An 18,327-nucleotide genomic window follows, 5' to 3' on the forward strand; every position below is an offset into this window, starting at 1 on the left:
TGTCCACGGGTGCTCGTTGCCCGCCCGCCCCTCGTCCTCCGGAGATCGCGTGACCACCTTCACCTCCATGACCGATGCCGTCGGCGGGAGCGTCGCGCTCTCCGCCCTGGTCGGCACCGTCCCGCTGCTCACCTTCTTCGTCATGCTCCTGGGCGTGAAGGCGCGAGCCCACGTCTCGGGGGCCACGGCCCTGGTCGCGGCGATCGTCGTCGCCGTCCTGGCCTTCGGGATGCCCCTGGGACTGGCCCTGCTCTCGGCGACGCAGGGGGCGGTCTACGGCTTGTTCCCGATCGTGTGGATCGTGGTCATGGCCCTGTGGTTCTACCAGGTGACGGTGCTCAGCGGGCGCTTCGAGGACCTGCGGACGATCTTCGACACCATCGGCGGCGGCGACCTGCGCATCCAGGCGGTGCTCATCGCCTTCTGCTTCGGCGGCCTGCTGGAGGCCCTCGCCGGCTTCGGCGCCCCCGTGGCCATCACGGCCACGATGATCCTGGCGCTGGGGCTCAAACCGCTGAAGACGGCGACCGTGGTGCTGATCGCCAACACCGCCCCCGTGGCCTTCGGTGCGATCGCCATCCCGATCACCACCGCCGGCGTGCTCACCGGACTGGACCCCGCCCGGATCGGCGCGGTGGTCGGCCATCAGGCGCCGTTCTTCGCGGTGCTCGTCCCCTTCATCCTGCTGTTCATCATCGACGGAGTCCGCGGGCTCCGGGAGGCCTGGCTCGCCGCCCTCGTGATCGGCGTCTCCTTCGCCGTCGCCCAGTGGTGGACCGCCACGTACTTCTCCTACGAGCTCACCGACGTGGTCGCGTCCCTCGTGGGCCTGGCCGCGGCCGTGCTCCTCCTGCGCTTCTGGCGGCCGAAGGGCGCCGACGGCGTCCGGGCCCGCCTCGGCGTGGACAAGCCCCCGGCGCCAGAGGGCCTGACCCCGGCCCGCGTGTGGATGGCCGTGCTGCCCTACGTCCTGGTGGTGGCCGTGTTCGGGGTCGCCAAGCTGTGGACCGTCGGCGCGGACGTGCCGGCCGCACTGGCCGGCACCGACGTGTCGATCCCCTGGCCCGGCCTGGACGGGCGCCTGCTCGACGCCGAGGGCGAGCCGCTCAGCAGCACGGTCTACAAGCTGCAGTGGCTCTCCAGCCCCGGCACGCTGCTGCTGCTCACGGGTCTGCTCGTGGCCGTCATCTACTCGGTGTTCACCGCCGGGGGCCGCTTCCGGCTGTCGATCGGCGACGCGGTGGCCGAGATCGGACGCTCGTTCTGGAAGATGCGCTTCTCCGCCCTGACCATCATGAGCGTGCTCTCGCTGGCCTACGTGATGAACACCTCCGGGCAGACCATCTCCATCGGCACGTGGGTGGCCGGCATCGGCGCGGCCTTCGCCTTCTTCTCCCCCGTGCTCGGCTGGCTCGGCACCGCCGTCACCGGCTCGGACACCTCCGCCAACGCACTGTTCTCCAACCTGCAGAAGACCGCCGCCGAGGGCACGGGGCTGGACCCGCACCTGATGACCGCCGCGAACACCTCCGGCGGCGTGGTCGGCAAGATGATCTCCCCGCAGTCCCTCGCCATCGCCGCGACCGCCGTGGGCATGGAGGGCAAGGAGTCCGCGATCTTCCGCTCCGTCATCTGGTGGTCCCTGGGCCTGCTGCTCCTGCTGTGCACCCTGGTGTTCCTGCAGTCCAACGTGCTGGCCTGGATGGTCCCCACCTCCTGAGCGCCGCTACGAGGCCCCGCCGGATCCCGGATCCGGCGGGGCCTCGCCCGTTCCCTAGACTGGGGCGCATCCCGTCCAACGTCAGGAGCAGCCCGTGCCCACGGCCTCGCGCATGTACACCGTCGTCCTCGACTGGCTCGAGGAACGCCTGCGCTCCGGGGAGATCTCGGTGGGCGACAAGCTGCCCGGGGAGCGCCAGCTCGCCGAGGAGTTCGGCATCTCCCGCGCCTCGGTGCGGGAGGCGATCCGCATCCTCGACGCCATGGGCCTCGTGCGGTCCTCGACCGGCTCCGGCCCGGCCGCCGGCGCGGTCGTCATCTCGGAGCCCTCGGCCGCCCTGGGCTGGGCCCTGCGCCTGCACGTGGCCACCCGGTCCCTGCCGGTGCGGGACCTGGTGCAGACCCGGCTGCTGCTCGAGACGCAGTCGGCGCTGGAGGCGGCCGCCGCCCCGGAGACCCCGGAGCGGGCGGCGGCGCTCGAGCACGCGGCCGAGCTGGTGGCGGCCATGGACGACCCGCAGCTGCCCGACGAGCGGTTCCACGCCCACGACGCCGCGTACCACGTCCTGCTCTCCTCGCTGGCGGGCAACGTGGTGGTCGAGACCGTCATGTCCTCGCTGCGCCAGGCCACGATCGGCTACGTCCAGGAGACGGTGGCGGGACTCGAGGACTGGCCGCAGGTGCGGCGCACGCTCCAGCGGCAGCACCACGAGATCCTGCAGGCGTTCCAGGAGCGGCGGGGTCAGGACGCCGCCGCCGCGCTGCGGGAGCACATCACCTGGTTCTTCGGCCACAGCCGCGCCGGCGAGCGCGGACGGGACTGACCACCTTCCCGGACGGGGGGCACGAGAACGGCCCCACCGGAACCGGTGGGGCCGTTGCGCTCATCAGCGGTGTTGCACGGTAGGGGGCCATCGGCCGCTGGGGATGCAAGGTGATCCAAGCCTTGCGCGGCCGCATCCCGGTCCAGGGGGGACTATCCCGGGGCGGCCCCCTACCGTGAGCAGGTCGGTGGACCGTCCGGTCGGGTGCAGGGCCTCATGGGGGGACGGGCCGGGCACCGTGGGGACGTCTCTCGCTCGTCCACCGACTTCTTTTCTCTGCTCGCACTGACGATTCTGCCGTGTTTGCACATGCAGATGAATGCACTTTTGTCTACATTGCAGCTGGACTTCCGGCCTGACCCGAGCTCCGAGCAGCGGCTCAGAGGTCGCGCAGCTGGGGATCCACGAGACCGCTCTGGTACGCCTTGATGAGCGCCTGCACGCGGTCCCGCACGCCGAACTTCTCGCACACCCGGCCGAGGTAGGCCTTCACACTGCCCTCGGAGACGTGCATCTGCTCGGCGATCTCCCGGTTACTGAGCCCCTGGGCCAGCAGGGTCACGGTCTCCATCTCCCGGTCCGTGAGCAGCGAGCGCAGGGTGTCGTCCGCCGAGCGCGCCTGCTGCTGGTCCGGCACGGAAATGACGTTGTCCGCCAGGGCCCGGGCGATGGCCGGGGAGAGCGCGATCTCGTTGTCGAGGACCTGGTTCACCGCCGTGATGATCTCGTCCGGCCGGGCGTCCTTGACCAGGTAGCCGGCGGCGCCCGCACGCAGGGCCGGCACCACGAACTCCAGGGTGGAGAACGTGGTGAGGGCCAGGACCTTGGAGCGGGGGCTGCGGGAGGTGATCTCCCGAGTGGCCTCGATGCCGTCCATCACGGGCATCTTCATGTCCATGAGCACCACGTCCGGATCGGACACCAGACAGCGGTCGACGGCCTCACGCCCGTTGGACGCCGTCCCGATGACGTCGAACCCCGGCTCGGCGGAGAAGAAGGACTTCAGGGCCTCCAGCATCAGCGGCTGGTCGTCCACGACGAGAACTCTGGTATCAGTCACCCGCACAGTCTATTTTTCCCTGTCCCCCAAAGTGCAAAGCGTCATCTTCGACTTAAGTCACAAACACTCTGGACAAAGGTAGATGGACCGCTCCTGTTAACGTTGGCAAAGTTGTTGTTACCAGCGCAGCACACCCCCCTCGCAGCCGGGACATCTCTCCCCCCATCCCGGCCGCATCCCCCCGATCCGGTGCTGCTCTCGTGATCCAAGGAGCCCCCCATGAAGAAGAAGATCACCAGCGCCCTCGCCGCTACGCTCGTCGCCACGACCCTCGTCGTCGCCCCCGTGGCACCCGCCAACGCCGCACCCGGTTACGTCATGTGCGGCTGGTTCTCGTTTCTTTGCCGATGATTTTGCTTCCAATGCGGTACACCATTGGGTGTGACCGACATAGCAACACCTACGAAGCTGGGTGTGACTGACATAGCAGCACCTACGAAGCGACCACCACGCACAGCACTGAAGACAGGGTTCCTCCAGGCCGAACCCATCGGAATGTGGCTGTCCGTGGTGGTCGTTCTGTATGCCAGCGTGATCCTGCTGACGCAGCTCCAGTACTTGTTCAAGCACTTCACGGGCGACGTCAATGCTGACCTAATGCTGGCTCTCGACGCCGTTCTGTCTTCAGTCGTGATCGGATTGCTCGCTTGGCGGACGACCTTTGCGTCGGTGGCCTCGGCCACCTGCTTGGTCACGTCATTCCTCGCCAACTACCAGGCGTCCGTGATCATCGCAGTTTGTCTCGTAACGGCTGCGGTCGCAGCTACAGCCACACGGAAGTTCCTGGCCGTTCATTTGACCGTGTATTTCGCGTGGATCGTTGCCTCGGCCACCTTCCACGGGCCTTTCAACTCCCCCTTGTTCTGGTTTGCCCTCAACGGCCTGATCGTGTCGACGCTGGCCGGTTCCGCGGTCAGGTACTTCCAGGGTCAGCGGCGCAAGAACGAACAGAGGGTCCGCGATCTGGAGATCCTCAACGAGCGGCTCCGGGAGGACGAGCGGCAGGCCCTCGCCCGGGACCTGCACGACGTGGTGGCCCACGAGCTCACGCTCATCACGATGCAGACCATGAGCCGGCGGCGCTCCGAGGACGTCGGGGAGCTGCACCAGGTCGTAGAGACCGTGGAGGGCGCGGCGCGCTCGGCCCTGCACGAGCTGCGGGTGCTGCTGCGGCTGCTGCGGGACGAGAACGACGGCGAGCACCCGCGCGACGTGACGGGCGCGGGTCTGGCCATCGGCAGCCTCGAACAGGTGGTCACCTCCCTCGCGGCGAGCCTGCGGGACCTGCGCTTCGACCCCCGGGTGGAGCTCACCGGGGACCTCGAGGCCACGCCCACGACCGTGCGCGGCACGGCGGCCCGCATCCTGCAGGAAGCCGTCACCAACATCATCAAGTACGCCCCGCGGGAGTCCCGGTGCGTGATCTCCGTGGCGGCCGACGACCACGAGCTGAAGCTGCGGGTCACGAACCCGCTGCCCCGTTCGTCCCCGCACGCGCCGGGCCGGCCCTCCGAGCTGTCCTCGGGGCTGGGCCTGCGCGGGATCACCGAGCGCGTCTCGCTGCTGGGCGGCCACGCCGAGAGCGGCCCCGAGGGCGGGCAGTGGGTGCTCGACGTCTGCCTGCCGGTGGACGGCCGGGAGGCCCTGTGACGGACGGTGTCGCGGTGATCCACGGTGCCCCTGTGCCGGAGGCCCGGTGACCGGGTCCGCCCCCGCTCCGCACCGGCTGGCGCAGCGGGTGGCCGAGGTCGTCGCCGCCATTCCCCCGGGGCGGGTGCTGTCCTACAAGGACGTGGCGGAGCTGGCCGAGTGCCGCTCCCCGCGCGTGATCGGCACGCTCATGGCGCGTAACCCCACCGGAGCACAGCTGCCGTGGTGGCGGGTGGTGACCGTGCAGGGCACCCTGGCCGACCACCTCCAGGCCGAGGCCCGGGAACGGTACCGGGAGGAGGGCACACCCCTGCTCGAGGACGACCGGCACCTCGTGCGCGTGGACATGGTCCGCGCGCTGTGGATCCCGGAGGCCCCGGGCGCCTGAGCCCTGGGTGGCTGAGCCCTGGGCGGTTGAGCCGGCTCAGTACTCCGGCGGCCCGGCCACCTCGAAGAAGCCGCCCTCCGGGTCGAAGGACCGGCCGGTGAGCCGCTCGAACGCCTCGACGTAGCGCGCCCGGGTCTTCTCCACGACGTCGTCCGGCAGCTGCGGCACCGGGCCCGCCCCCGTCCACCCGGACTCGTCCGAGCGCAGCCAGTCCCGCACGTACTGCTTGTCGAAGGACGGCTGCGCCTGCCCCGGCGCGTAGGTCTCCGCGTCCCAGAAGCGGGAGGAGTCGGGGGTGAGCACCTCGTCGCCCAGGGTGATGGCGCCGCGGTAGGAGTCCAGGCCGAACTCGACCTTGGTGTCCGCCACGATGATCCCGCGCTCCCGGGCGATCTTCTCGGCGGCGCCGTAGATGGTCAGGGTGAGCTCGCGCAGCCGGTCGGCCACGGCACGGCCCACCACGTCGGCCATCTCCTGGAACGTGACGGGCAGGTCGTGCTCGCCCACCTCCGCCTTGCCGGTCGGGGTGAAGATCGGCTCGGCCAGCCGGGAGCCGTCCACGAGCCCCTCGGGCAGCCGGATCCCGCAGACCTCCCCGGTCTCCCGGTAGTCCTTGAGCCCCGAGCCGGTCAGGTAGCCGCGGGCGATGCACTCGACCGGGAACATCGAGAGGTTCTTGCAGACCACCGCGCGCCCCCGCACGGGCTCGGGAACATCGGTGGTGAGCACGTGGTTGGGCACCCCCTCGAGCTGCTCGAACCACCACAGGGACAGCTGCGTGAGGATCTTGCCCTTGTCCGGGATCAGCGTGGGGACGACCTCGTCGAACGCGCTGATCCGGTCGGTGGCCACCACCAGGACGGAGCCGGCCCGGTACTCGGCGTTGTCGTGGATGGCCACCCCCGTGGCCCGCAGCCGCGACTCCTCGGGGACGTACAGCTCCCGGACCTTGCCCGAGTAGATGTGAGTCCACCCGGGGATCTGCGGTGGGGTGGTGACGGTGCTCTGCTCGCTCATGCCTGCTCCTGCCGGGGACGGGGGTCGGGAACGCCGGGGACCGTGATCAGCCCCCGGGCGGCCTTCAGGGCGATGTCGGTGCGGTGCTGGGAGCCCTCCAGCTCGACCAGCCCCACCCCGCGGTAGGCGCGCTCGCGGGCGGCCTCCAGGTCCGCGCCGAGGGCGACGACGGCGAGCACGCGACCGCCGGCGGAGACGATCCGCCCGGCGTGCGGGCCCTCGGCGGCCACCGCGGTGCCGGCGTGGACCACGTGGACGCCCTCCAGCGCCTCGGCCCGCTCCAGGCCGCCGATCGGGTCGCCCGTGCGGGGGGTGTCCGGGTAGTCCTGCGCGGCGACGACGACCGCGACGGCCGGCTCCGGGCGCCAGCGCAGCCGCTCGGCCTCGTCGAGCCGGCCGGCCGCGGCGTCGAGCAGCAGCCGGCCGAGCGGGGTGGTGAGCCGGGCCAGCACGGCCTGGGTCTCCGGATCGCCGAAGCGGGCGTTGAACTCGATCACGCGCAGCCCGCGGCTGGTCATGGCCAGCCCGCAGTACAGCACGCCCACGAAGGGCGTGCCCCGGCGGCGCATCTCGTCGACCGTGGGGCGCGCCACCCGCTCCACGACCTCGTCCACGAAGCCCTCCGGCAGCCACGGCAGCGGCGTGTAGGCGCCCATCCCGCCGGTGTTGGGGCCCTCGTCGCCGTCGCGGATCCGCTTGAAGTCCTGGGCCGGGCTCAGCGGGATCACCCGGGAGCCGTCGGTGAGCACGAACAGGGACACCTCGGGCCCGTCGAGGAACTCCTCGACCACCACGGACCCGCCCGCCGCGAAGCAGGCCGCGGCGTGCTCGAGGGCCGCCGCGCGGTCCGAGGTGACGACCACGCCCTTGCCGGCGGCGAGCCCGTCGTCCTTGACGACGTAGGGGGCGCCGAAGGTGTCGAGGGCGTCGGCGGCCTCCTCCTCGGTGGTGGCCACCCGGGCCATCGCGGTGGGCACGCCGGCCGCGGCCATGACCTCCTTGGCGAAGGCCTTCGAGCCCTCGAGGCGCGCCGCGGCCTGCGAGGGGCCGAAGACGGGGAAGCCCGCCGCGCGCAGGGCGTCGGCCACACCGGCGACCAGGGGCGCCTCGGGGCCGACCACCACGAGGTCGGCGGCGAGCTCGCGGGCGAGGGCCGTGGCCGCCGCGGGGTCGTTCGCGTCCACGGCGTGGACCGGGACGAGCTGCGCGATGCCGGCGTTGCCCGGTGCGCAGTGCACCTGCGCGACCTCGGGATCTGCCAGCAGTGCGCGGATGATTGCGTGTTCGCGGCCTCCGGGGCCCAGTACCAGAACCTTCACGCCCTCAGGCTAGTGGTCGGCAGCGGCTTCTGACACATCGTCGCCGTCGACGCAAGCCAACCCTCCAGTATAGATAAGTGACCTGATGTTCGTGTCACGGTTTCCGCCGGCCGAGGACTTCCTCGGACATCTTCCCTGGTGAGCCGGATCACAGTTCTACCGTGGACGCATGAGCACGCAGAGACGACTCACAGCAGCATCCGCCGCCGCGGCCCTCGGTCTCTTCCTGGCCGGCTGCGACAACACCGAGCCGGAGGCTCCGGGCGAGTCCGTGCCCGAGAACTCGATGGCGGAGTCCGAGATGGGCGCCGACCCCACTGCCGCGGAGACCGGGGCGGGCACCGAGCCCACGGCCGGGCAGACCGGCATGGGCGACGACGCCACCACCGACACGGGCGCCGAGGGCACCTCGCCCGAGGGCGACGCGGGCGGCGACGCCGGCGGCGCGGGCACCGGGGCGGACACCGACGCCGAGGCCGGCACCGACAACTGAGCCCGGCGCGCCGTGGCCCTCCCGGGGCGGCCCGGGCGCGCCCGTCCCGGCTGACATACTGGGCGGATGCAGACCTTCACCTCGGACCGTGCCGTGGACCTCGCGGTGATCGAGCGCAGCGGCTTCGTCGAGTCCCGCCACCGCGGCTCCGCCGCGGTCCTGGACCCGGACGGGAACGTGGCCGTGGAGCTGGGCGACATCGGCACCCCGATCTTCCCCCGCTCCACGCTCAAGCCGTTCCAGACGATCGCCTCGATGAAGGCCGGGGTCCCGCTGCGCGGCGCCCAGGTGGCCATCGCCTCGGCCTCCCACATCGGCTCCTTCGAGCAGCTGGGCGCCGTCAGTTCCATCCTCGAGGCCTCCGGGCTGACCGAGGAGGCGCTGCAGTGCCCGCCGGACTGGCCCGAGGACGAGGAGGTCCGTGCCGAGCTCCTGCGGGCCGGGCGGGGGAAGAGCCGGATCTGCATGAACTGCTCCGGCAAGCACGCCGCGTTCCTGTGGGCGTGCACGGAGAACGACTGGCCCACGGACAGCTACCTGGACCCGGAGCACCCGCTGCAGCGGACCGTGCTCGAGACCGTCGAGGAGTTCTCCGGCGAGCCGGTCGCCCACGTCGGCGTGGACGGCTGCGGCGCGCCCCTGGCGGCGATCTCGCTCACCGGCCTCGCCCGCGCCTACTCGACCCTCGGCCGCGCCGCGGGCAACCTCGACGCCGACGCCCGGGCCGCCACGGTGGCCCAGTGCATGCTCGACTACCCCGAGTTCGTGCACGGGCCCGGCCGGTACAACACCGTGGTCATGGAGGAGCTCGACGTCGTGGCCAAACTGGGGGCCGAGGGCGTGCTGGCCATCGGCACCCGGGCCGGCTGGTCGGTGGCGCTCAAGGTGCTCGACGGCAGCTCCCGCGCCAACGCGCTCATCGGGCTGAGCCTGCTGGCCCACGCCGGGGCCGTGCCCGTCCCGGCCGCCGCCGCGGTGATCGGCCGGGTGGTGCGCCCGATCATGGGCGCCGCCCGCCCGGTGGGCCGGATCCGGGCGGCCGACCCGCTCCTGGAGCTCCTGGGCCCGGACCTGGCCCGGGCGCTCGGGCAGGAGTAGCGCCGTGGCCCGCCGGCGCATCGAGCCCGCGGACGGGGTCCTCGCCCTGGACGCCTGGCGCGCGGACCCGGCCGCCGCCGCCCGGCCCACCGTGGCCACGGCCGTGCGCTACAGCCTCGAGGAGCTGGCCGAGCGCCGCCCCGGCAACAGCGTGGAGGTGCGCGTGCCGCCCTTCGGCGTGACCCAGTGCGTGGCCGGGCCCCGGCACACCCGCGGCACCCCGCCCAACGTCGTCGAGACCGACGCCGGGACCTGGCTGGGCCTGGTCACGGGCTCCCTGACCTGGTCCGAGGCCGTGGCCGCGGGAACGGTTGTGGCCTCGGGCACACGGACCGATCTGGCGGACGCCCTCCCCCTCTTTCCCCGGTAGCCTTGAGGGCATGACCTCCGCACCATCTCCCTCGTCGCGCCCGCCCGCGCGGAAGTGGCCGCGCCGGCGCCGCCGGCAGACGGCCGTGCCGCTCGCCGCGACCGGCAGCCAGCAGATGACGCTGCGCCGCGCGCCCAACATCTGGGCGTTCGTGGTGCTCGGCGGTGTCGCCGGCATCGTCGTGGGCGTGCTCGTCGGTCTGGCCGGAGGGGCGAGCGCCCAGTTCACCCAGGGCGCCGTGGTCATGTTCATGGTCTCGGTCTTCGCCGTGGTCGGCCTGGCCGCCGGTGCGGTCGTGGCCCTCGTGCTGGACCGCCTCTCGGTGGCCCGCGCGCGGGCGGTGACGACCGAGGTCGTGGGCGAGGACGACCCCGCGGCCCCGCAGCAGGCGGCCCCGGAAGCTGCGGACCCGGAGGCCGAGGACCCGCGGCCCACCGACCCCCGAGCGTGAGAGAAGCTGATCGACGTGGTTCACCCTGACGGACAACTCAGCCACGACCTGCTCCCCGGAGAGAAGGGCCCCCAGGACGCGTGCGGCGTGTTCGGCGTGTGGGCCCCCGGCGAGGAGGTCGCGAAGCTGGCCTACTACGGCCTCTACGCCCTGCAGCACCGCGGCCAGGAGTCGGCCGGCATCGCCGCCAGCGACGGGCAGCGCATCGCCGTCTACAAGGACATGGGCCTCGTCTCCCAGGTCTTCGACGAGACCACCCTCAACACCCTCACCGGGCACCTGGCCGTGGGCCACTGCCGGTACTCCACCACGGGCGGCTCCCACTGGGCCAACGCGCAGCCCACCCTGGGTGCGACCCCGCACGGGACCGTGGCGCTGGCGCACAACGGCAACCTCACCAACTCGGCCGAGCTCTACGACAAGCTCATCGACAAGTCCGGCTTCCCCTCGCGCGGCGAGATGGCACAGGGCAACACCACGGACACCGCCCTGGTGACCGCGCTGCTGGCCGAGCACCCGCACGGCTCCCTCGAGGACGCCGCGATGCAGCTGCTCCCCCAGCTCGTGGGCTCCTTCTGCCTGGCGTTCATGGACGAGCACACCCTCTACGCGGCCCGCGACCCGCAGGGCATCCGCCCGCTGGTCCTCGGCCGGCTGGACCGGGGCTGGGTGGTCGCCTCGGAGACCGCCGCCCTGGACATCGTGGGCGCCTCGCTGGTCCGGGAGATCGAGCCCGGCGAGTTCGTGGCCATCGACGAGCACGGCCTGCGCTCGCAGCGCTTCGCCGAGACCCGCCGCGCGGCGTGCGTGTTCGAGTACGTGTACCTGGCCCGCCCGGACACCACCATCAACGGCCGCTCCGTGTACGAGTCCCGCGTGGAGATGGGCCGCCGGCTGGCCCGGGAGCACCGGGTCGAGGCCGATCTGGTCATGCCGACCCCCGAGTCCGGGACCCCCGCCGCCATCGGCTACGCCGAGGAGTCCGGGATCCCGTTCGGCAACGGCCTGGTCAAGAACGCCTACGTGGGCCGGACCTTCATCCAGCCCTCGGACACCATCCGGCAGCTGGGGATCCGGCTCAAGCTCAACCCGCTGAAGTCGGTGGTCGCGGGCAAGCGCCTGGTCGTCATCGACGACTCGATCGTGCGCGGCAACACCCAGCGCGCGCTCATCCGGATGCTGCGCGAGGCCGGGGCCGCGGAGATCCACGTGCGGATCTCCTCCCCGCCCATCAAGTGGCCGTGCTTCTACGGCATCGACTTCGCCTCGCGCGCGGAGCTGATCGCCAACGGACTGGGGGTCGAGGAGATCCGGGCGTCCCTGGGCGCGGACTCCCTCGGCTACATCTCCGAGGACGGCATGGTCTCGGCCACCCAGCAGGACCGTGCCGAGTTGTGCACGGCCTGCTTCTCCGGGACGTACCCGACCCGCCTGCCGGACGCGGACAAGCTGGGCAAGAACGTCTTCGAGGCCCGCACACCGGTGGACTCCTCGCCCCGGCGGGAGCCGGGCGGGCCGTCCGTGGCCCGGCGGCCCGAGCACGCCTCCGCCGTCTCCATCGACACCCGGCCCTCCTCCGACGACGGCCTGTCCCGGCGGACGGCCGGGCGCACGCGCATCTCCGACCAGGACCCGGGGGTGCAGGACGGCTCCACGGGCTGCGACCCGGGGCCGGACTCCGACCTCGAGGACCTGCTGCTGCCCGAGGACCGGGTGCCGGCCGGGCCCGGGAACCCCTCTGCCGCCCAGCCCGCCGCCCAGCCCGAGACCGCGAAGGACGCCTGACCATGGCCCAGCACCCCTCCTCCACGAACCGCACCGTCACCTACGCCAGCGCGGGCGTGGACGTCGAGGCCGGCGACCGCGCCGTCGAGCTCATGAAGAGCGCGGTCCGTGCCACGCACACCCCGAACGTGATCGGCGGGGTCGGGGGATTCGCGGGCCTGTTCGACGTCTCGGAGCTCACGGGCTACCGCAAGCCCTACCTGGCGACCTCCACCGACGGCGTCGGCACGAAGGTCGCGATCGCCCAGACCCTCGACGTGCACGACACCATCGGCTTCGACCTGGTGGGCATGGTCGTCGACGACATCGTGGTGGTGGGCGCCAAGCCGCTGTTCATGACCGACTACATCGCCACGGGCCGGGTGGTGCCCGAGCGGATCGCCGATATCGTGCGCGGCATCGCCGCCGCCTGCGAGCAGGCGGGCACCGCACTGGTGGGCGGGGAGACCGCCGAGCACCCGGGCCTGCTGCGCCCGGACGAGTACGACGTGGCGGGGGCGGCCACCGGGGTCGTGGAGGCCGACGAGCTGCTGGGCCCGGACCGGGTGCGCGCCGGGGACGTGGTCATCGGCATGGCTTCCTCCGGGCTGCACTCCAACGGCTACTCGCTGGTGCGCAAGGTCATCAACGTGGCCGGCTGGTCCCTGGACCGGCAGGTGACCGAGCTCGGCCGGACCCTGGGCGAGGAGCTGCTCGAGCCCACCCGCGTGTACGCCGCCGACGTCCTGGACCTCGCGGCCGCCTTCCCCGTCAACGGCCCGGACCGCACCACCGGCCACGGCGTGCGCGGCTTCAGCCACGTCACCGGCGGCGGGCTCGCCGCGAACCTCGCCCGGGTGCTGCCCGCGGGCCTGGAGGCGACCGTCGACCGCTCCACCTGGGAGCTGCCCGCCGTCTTCCAGCTGATCGGCCAGCTCGGCAACGTCCCGCTGCCCGATCTCGAGCGGACCCTCAACCTCGGTGTGGGGATGGTCGCGATCGTCGACCCGGACGTGGCCGAGGACGCAGTCGCCCACCTCACCGCCCGGGGGCTGAGCTCGTGGGTCATGGGCACCGTGGCCGAGATCGACCCGGCAGCCGAGCACGGCGGCCCCGACTGGGTGCAGGGCGCCAAGGGCGTGGACGGCGGCGCGGTGCGCATGGTCAGCGCCTACGCCGGCTGAGCGGTCCCCGCAGCACGCGGCAGGGCCGCCCGGGCGGATGCTCGGGCGGCCCTGCCGCTCGGATCGTGGTCCCGGGGAATTTCCCCGGGGTGGTCCGGGACGTCCCGGGAACGCAAAGAAGGTGCTCGTCCTGGACGGGCACCTGTTGCGTCATTCGGTTGAGACGAGCGGAGCTCCCGGCACTTACCGGCGGTAGTCCTCGTCGTAGTCGTCGGCGTACTTGTCGACGTAGGCCGAGTAGTCGTCCTCGTCCTCTTCGACCTTCTCCTCGACCGGCTCCCGCAGCGGCGGCATCCGCTCGCTGCCGCGCAGCTCCCGCTGGAGTGCCGTGAGGTCGGTCTGCGGGCTGAAGTACTTCATCTCCCGCGCCTGCCGTGTCGCCTTCGCCTTTTGACGGCCGCGCCCCATGGCGTGACCCCCTCTGCCTCTTGGTCCGGACGGCGGCACTCAGGCACAGAGTACGGCCCCGGAAATGTCGTATGAATGGTTCGTGAGACCAGGGTACATGGTTTGCCGGTCCGTTGCGCCCGCCCCGGCTCGCGCACGGTGGACTGTCGGGAACCTCACGGGAGGGGGGCGGCGCCCGCTCCGGGACCCCGCGGAGCGGGCCGGGACCGGGTCTCCCCCGGTCCCGGCCCGTGCCCGGAACGGCCGCCCTTCGGGCTCAGCCCGCGGCGTGGGCCTGCTCGCGCACCGCGCTCACGGTCAGCCCGTCCGCCACGACGTCCGCGTTGACGTCCACCCGCACGGTGTCGCCGTCCACGACCGTCCCGGAGAGGATCGCCTTGGCGAGCTTGTCCCCGATCTCGCGCTGCACCAGTCGGCGCAGCGGCCGGGCACCGTAGGCGGGGTCGTAGCCGGTGATGCCCAGCCACTCGGTCGCCGCCGGGGTGACCTCCAGGCTCAGGCGCCGCTGGCCCAGCCGGTCGGCCAGCTGGGCGACCTGGATGTCCACGATCCTCGACAGGTCGGCCGTGGACAACGGGTCGAACAGGATGACGTCGTCGAGCCGGTTGAGGAACTCGGGCTTGAACGAGGCGTTGACCACGCTCATCACCGCCTCCCGCTTGGCGTCCTGGTCGATCGTCTGGTCCACCAGGAACTGGCTGCCCAGGTTCGAGGTGAGGATCAGGATGACGTTGCGGAAGTCCACGGTCCGCCCCTGGCCATCGGTGAGGCGCCCGTCGTCGAGCACCTGCAGGAGGATGTCGAAGACGTCCGGGTGGGCCTTCTCGATCTCGTCGAGCAGGACCACCGAGTACGGCCGGCGCCGCACCGACTCGGTCAGCTGGCCGCCCTCCTCGTAGCCGACGTAGCCCGGAGGGGCCCCGACCAGCCGGGAGACGGTGTGCTTCTCGCCGTACTCGGACATGTCGATCCGCACCAGGGCGCGCTCGTCGTCGAACTGGAACTCCGCCAGCGACTTCGCCAGCTCGGTCTTGCCCACGCCGGTGGGGCCCAGGAACAGGAAGGAGCCGATCGGCCGGTTCGGGTCGGAGATGCCCGCGCGCGAGCGGCGCACGGCGTCCGCGACCGCCTGCACGGCGCGGTGCTGGCCGATGAGCCGCTTGCCGAGCAGCTCCTCCATGTGCATGAGCTTCTCGGTCTCGCCCTGCAGCATGCGCCCGGCGGGGATGCCGGTCCAGGCCGAGATCACCTCGGCCACGTCGTCGGCCGTGACCTCCTCGGAGACCATGGTGTCGTGCGGGGCGGAGGTGTCCTCCTGCTCCTGGGCGACGTCGAGCTCCTTCTGGAGGGCGGGGATCTCCCCGTAGAGCAGCCGGGAGGCCTCGGCGAGGTCGCCCTGACGCTGGGCCATCTCGGCCTGCGAGCGCAGGTTGTCGATCCGCTCCTTGAGGTCGCCCACGCGGTTCAGGCCGGCCTTCTCGGCCTCCCAGCGGGCGTTGAGGGCGTCCAGCTCGGCCCGCCTGTCGGCCAGCTCCTGGCGCAGCGCGGCCAGCCGCTCGACCGACGCCGGGTCGGTCTCCCGCTCCAGGGCGAGCTCCTCCATGGTCAGCCGGTCGACGGCGCGGCGCAGCTGGTCGATCTCCTCCGGGGCGGAGTCGATCTCCATGCGCAGCCGGGACGCGGCCTCGTCGACGAGGTCGATGGCCTTGTCCGGCAGCTGGCGGCCGGGGATGTACCGGTTGGACAGCGTCGCGGCCGCGACGAGGGCGGAGTCCGCGATCTGGACCTTGTGGTGGGCCTCGTAGCGCTCCTTGAGCCCGCGCAGGATGGCCACGGTGTCCTCCACGGAGGGCTCCCCGACGTAGACCTGCTGGAAGCGGCGCTCCAGGGCGGCGTCCTTCTCGATGTTCTCCCGGTACTCGTCCAGGGTGGTCGCCCCGATCAGGCGCAGCTCGCCGCGGGCGAGCATGGGCTTGAGCATGTTGCCCGCGTCCATCGAACCCTCGGCGGCGCCCGCGCCGACGACGGTGTGCAGCTCGTCGATGAAGGTGACGACCCGCCCCTCGGACTGCTTGATCTCCTCCAGGACGGCCTTGAGCCGCTCCTCGAACTCGCCGCGGTACTTCGCGCCGGCGACCATGGACCCGAGGTCCAGGGAGATCAGCGTCTTGTCCCGCAGGGACTCCGGGACGTCACCGGCGACCATGCGCTGGGCGAGGCCTTCGACCACGGCGGTCTTGCCGACGCCGGGCTCGCCGATGAGCACGGGGTTGTTCTTGGTGCGGCGGGACAGGACCTGGACCACGCGGCGGATCTCGGAGTCCCGCCCGATCACGGGGTCGAGCTTGCCCTCGCGGGCCATGGCGGTCAGGTCGGTGCCGAACTTCTCGAGCGCCTGGAAGGTGCCCTCGGGGTCGGGGGTGGTCACCCGGCGGTCTCCTCTCACGGACGGGATGGTGGTCTTGAGCTGATCGGGGCCGGCGCCGGCGGTGCGCAGGATCTCACCGACCCTGCCCTCCTGCTGGGCGAGGCCGTACAGGAGGTGCTCCGTGGAGATGTACTCGTCCCCCAGGGACGTGGCGAACTGCTCCGCGGCCTGGATGACCTGCAGCGCGCCGCGGTTGAACTGGGCCTGGGCGGTCGAGGCCCCGGACGCCGAGGGCAGGGCCTTGATGGCGGCGCTGGCCTGCGCGGACACGGCGTCGACGTCGGCGCCGGTGGCCTTCAGGACGGCGACGGCCACGCCCTCGCGCTGGTCCATCAGGGCCTTGAGGATGTGGGCGGGCTCGACCTGCGGATTGCCCGCGGTCGAGGCGTTGGTGGAGGCGGCGGCGAGGGCCTCCTGCGACTTGGTGGTGAGCTTGGTCTCCACAGCGGCTCCTTGTGCACGATCGGAACGAACCGACCCGGGCGCCTCTCGCCTCGGAGTGCGGTCGGGCAGTTCAGCTAACCTGAGTCTACTTCACTCAACCTTGGGGGGCCAGCACGAATTCCCACCAGGCGGTCCGACTCGCCGCAGGACGTCCCGTGGTGGCGCTCACCGACGTGCGCGACGCCTATCACACCCCCGTCGGTTTGTCCAAGATCACACGCCGAAACCCTTGGGTGCCGCCGACTTCCTCCGTAGTGTCGGTGCTTCATCCAGTCCGGCTCGACGACGCGCCTTCCTCCCTGTTCCTGTTCCACCCGGAAGGACCCGCCATGTCCGCACCTCGCACTGCGGTGCTCCAGGTCATCAACGCCCCTGGACCCACCGGCACCCGCTTCGCCATCTTCGCCCTCGCCCTCGGAGGCTTCGGCGTGGGCACCACCGAGTTCGCCTCGATGGGCCTGCTGCCCTTCATCGCCGAGGACTTCGGCGCCTCGATCCCCGCCCTGGCCCACTCCATCTCGCTCTACGCCCTGGGCGTGGTGGTCGGCGCGCCGCTGATCACCACCCTGACCTCCCGGGTGGAGCGCAAGACGCTGCTCCTCGGGCTGATGTCGGCCTTCACCGTCGGCAACGCCCTTTCGGCGGCGGCCCCCACCCTCGACTGGCTCTACGTCGCCCGCTTCCTCTCCGGCCTGCCCCACGGGGCCTACTTCGGGGTGGCCGCGGTGGTGGCCTCCTCCCTCGTGCCGCGCGAGCGGCGGGGCACCGCGGTGGCCCGCGTCGCCCTGGGCCTGACGGTGGCCAACATCGCGGGGGTCCCCCTGGCGGCCGCCCTCGGCGGGGCCCTGGGCTGGCGCTCCGGCTACGGCCTCGTGGTGCTGATCGGCCTGCTGACCGTCGCGGCCCTGGCCGTGTTCGTGCCCAGGACCCGGCAGGGCGGCGGCGTCTCCGTCGCCCAGGAGATCCGCGCACTGGGCCGCCCCCAGGTCACGCTGACCCTCATCGCGGGGACCGTGGGCTTCGGCGGCATGTTCGCGGTCTACACCTTCATCTCCCCCACCCTCACCGAGCTCACCGGCCTGAGCATCTCGGCGGTGCCGTGGGTGCTGGCCGTGTTCGGTGTGGGCATGACCCTGGGCTCGCTCCTCGTGGGCCCGCTGGTGGACCGCTCGATCGAGAAGACCGTCCTGGGCGCCGGCGCCGTCTCGGCCGTGGCGCTCGTGTTCTTCGGCCTCTTCGCCCACTCGGCCGTCGCGGCCGTGCTCGGCGTGCTGTGGATCGGCGTCATGGGCTCCGTGTTCACCACGTCCCTGCAGATGCGCCTGCTGCGCGAGGCCAAGGACGCCCCCTCCCTCACCGCCGCCATGAACCACGCGGCCTTCAACCTGGCCAACGCCATGGGCGCCTTCCTCGGCGGCGCCGTGATCTCCGCCGGGTGGGGCTACCGCGCCCCGGCCTGGGTGGGTGTGGGCCTGGCCCTGGTCGGCCTCCTCATCCTGGCCTATGCCGTGCGGATCCAGCGCTCCGGCGCCGCTCCGGCGAGGATCCCGGCACGGACCGTCTCCGCCTGGCCCGCCCGGACCTTCGGGACGCTCGTGGTGCTCCTGCCCGAGACCGCGCAGCCGGGCCCGGTCCCGGCGAGCAGCTCCCGCACCGCCTCCTGGAGCGAGCTCGTCCCCCAGTGATCCCCGGGCGACGGTCCCGGGGGCG

General features: G+C 72.0%; 17 protein-coding genes. 12 read left to right on the plus strand and 5 right to left on the minus strand.

Features of this window, described 5'->3' with window-relative positions; translation table 11 throughout:
- Positions 1 to 67: 67 nt before the first annotated feature.
- Complete coding sequence (locus ABL57_RS02935; protein ID WP_371212458.1) at positions 68 to 1,720, plus strand: L-lactate permease; 1,653 nt, start codon at positions 68 to 70, stop codon at positions 1,718 to 1,720.
- A gap of 112 nt (positions 1,721 to 1,832) precedes the next feature.
- Positions 1,833 to 2,543, plus strand: a complete 711-nt coding sequence (locus ABL57_RS02940) for a FadR/GntR family transcriptional regulator (RefSeq protein ID WP_047801978.1) — start codon at positions 1,833 to 1,835, stop codon at positions 2,541 to 2,543.
- A 379-nt stretch (positions 2,544 to 2,922) separates the two neighbouring features.
- Here the strand turns inward: ABL57_RS02940 and ABL57_RS02945 are convergent, their stop codons facing one another.
- Positions 2,923 to 3,603 (minus strand): response regulator transcription factor, encoded by a 681-nt coding sequence (locus tag ABL57_RS02945; protein WP_075871010.1) that lies wholly within the window; start codon positions 3,601 to 3,603, stop codon positions 2,923 to 2,925.
- A gap of 219 nt (positions 3,604 to 3,822) precedes the next feature.
- Here ABL57_RS02945 and ABL57_RS23270 point away from each other — a divergent pair, with 219 nt between their 5' ends.
- The 3 genes from ABL57_RS23270 (at position 3,823) to ABL57_RS02955 (ending at position 5,641) form a co-directional block, all read left to right on the plus strand.
- Entirely contained in the window at positions 3,823 to 3,954 is a 132-nt protein-coding gene (locus ABL57_RS23270; RefSeq protein WP_256363808.1) for a hypothetical protein, read from the plus strand.
- A 507-nt stretch (positions 3,955 to 4,461) separates the two neighbouring features.
- Positions 4,462 to 5,253 carry a sensor histidine kinase gene (locus tag ABL57_RS02950; RefSeq protein ID WP_160310770.1) on the plus strand — a complete coding sequence of 264 codons (792 nt, stop codon included), beginning with the start codon at positions 4,462 to 4,464 and terminating at the stop codon, positions 5,251 to 5,253.
- Between the two features lie 46 nt (positions 5,254 to 5,299).
- Positions 5,300 to 5,641: an MGMT family protein gene (locus ABL57_RS02955; RefSeq protein ID WP_047801951.1), complete on the plus strand. Its 342-nt coding sequence runs from the start codon at positions 5,300 to 5,302 to the stop codon at positions 5,639 to 5,641.
- A 36-nt stretch (positions 5,642 to 5,677) separates the two neighbouring features.
- On the opposite strand, the gene ABL57_RS02960 is transcribed toward ABL57_RS02955, so the two are convergent.
- Both ABL57_RS02960 and purD read right to left on the minus strand, forming a co-directional pair.
- Positions 5,678 to 6,658, minus strand: a complete 981-nt coding sequence (locus tag ABL57_RS02960) for a phosphoribosylaminoimidazolesuccinocarboxamide synthase (RefSeq protein ID WP_047801952.1) — start codon at positions 6,656 to 6,658, stop codon at positions 5,678 to 5,680.
- On the minus strand, positions 6,655 to 7,977 hold the full coding sequence (gene purD, locus ABL57_RS02965; protein ID WP_047801953.1) for a phosphoribosylamine--glycine ligase: 1,323 nt from the start codon (positions 7,975 to 7,977) through the stop codon (positions 6,655 to 6,657). The genes ABL57_RS02960 and purD overlap by 4 nt, the downstream gene beginning before the upstream one ends.
- A 169-nt stretch (positions 7,978 to 8,146) precedes the next feature.
- Between purD and ABL57_RS02970 the strand changes: the two genes are divergently transcribed.
- The 6 genes from ABL57_RS02970 to purM all read left to right on the plus strand — a co-directional run bounded on the left by ABL57_RS02970 (position 8,147) and on the right by purM (position 13,337).
- The gene (locus ABL57_RS02970) at positions 8,147 to 8,470 is read left to right on the plus strand and encodes a hypothetical protein (RefSeq protein WP_047801954.1); all 324 of its coding nucleotides are present in this window, start codon (positions 8,147 to 8,149) and stop codon (positions 8,468 to 8,470) included.
- A gap of 66 nt (positions 8,471 to 8,536) precedes the next feature.
- Entirely contained in the window at positions 8,537 to 9,568 is a 1,032-nt protein-coding gene (locus tag ABL57_RS02975; protein WP_047801955.1) for an asparaginase, read from the plus strand.
- Between the two features lie 4 nt (positions 9,569 to 9,572).
- Positions 9,573 to 9,938, plus strand: coding sequence for a sterol carrier family protein (locus tag ABL57_RS02980; RefSeq protein WP_047801956.1), 366 nt, complete (start codon positions 9,573 to 9,575; stop codon positions 9,936 to 9,938).
- 10 nt (positions 9,939 to 9,948) lie between these two features.
- A complete protein-coding gene (locus ABL57_RS02985) occupies positions 9,949 to 10,389 on the plus strand; it encodes a hypothetical protein (protein ID WP_139318624.1) in 441 nt (146 codons plus the stop codon).
- Positions 10,390 to 10,404: 15 nt separating this feature from the next.
- The gene (gene purF / locus ABL57_RS02990) at positions 10,405 to 12,174 is read left to right on the plus strand and encodes an amidophosphoribosyltransferase (protein WP_047801957.1); all 1,770 of its coding nucleotides are present in this window, start codon (positions 10,405 to 10,407) and stop codon (positions 12,172 to 12,174) included.
- Positions 12,175 to 12,176: 2 nt separating this feature from the next.
- A complete protein-coding gene (gene purM, locus ABL57_RS02995; protein WP_047801958.1) occupies positions 12,177 to 13,337 on the plus strand; it encodes a phosphoribosylformylglycinamidine cyclo-ligase in 1,161 nt (386 codons plus the stop codon).
- A gap of 183 nt (positions 13,338 to 13,520) precedes the next feature.
- Here purM and ABL57_RS03000 read toward each other — a convergent pair whose 3' ends face one another.
- Both ABL57_RS03000 and clpB read right to left on the minus strand, forming a co-directional pair.
- Positions 13,521 to 13,745 (minus strand): DUF3073 domain-containing protein, encoded by a 225-nt coding sequence (locus tag ABL57_RS03000; protein WP_047801959.1) that lies wholly within the window; start codon positions 13,743 to 13,745, stop codon positions 13,521 to 13,523.
- Positions 13,746 to 14,001: 256 nt separating this feature from the next.
- Entirely contained in the window at positions 14,002 to 16,617 is a 2,616-nt protein-coding gene (gene clpB, locus ABL57_RS03005) for an ATP-dependent chaperone ClpB (RefSeq protein WP_047801960.1), read from the minus strand.
- A 329-nt stretch (positions 16,618 to 16,946) separates the two neighbouring features.
- Here clpB and ABL57_RS03010 point away from each other — a divergent pair, with 329 nt between their 5' ends.
- A complete protein-coding gene (locus tag ABL57_RS03010) occupies positions 16,947 to 18,302 on the plus strand; it encodes an MFS transporter (RefSeq protein ID WP_082157185.1) in 1,356 nt (451 codons plus the stop codon).
- Positions 18,303 to 18,327 lie beyond the last annotated feature (25 nt).

It is taken from the genome of Kocuria sp. SM24M-10 (assembly GCF_001027955.1).
Lineage (GTDB): Bacteria > Actinomycetota > Actinomycetes > Actinomycetales > Micrococcaceae > Kocuria > Kocuria oceani.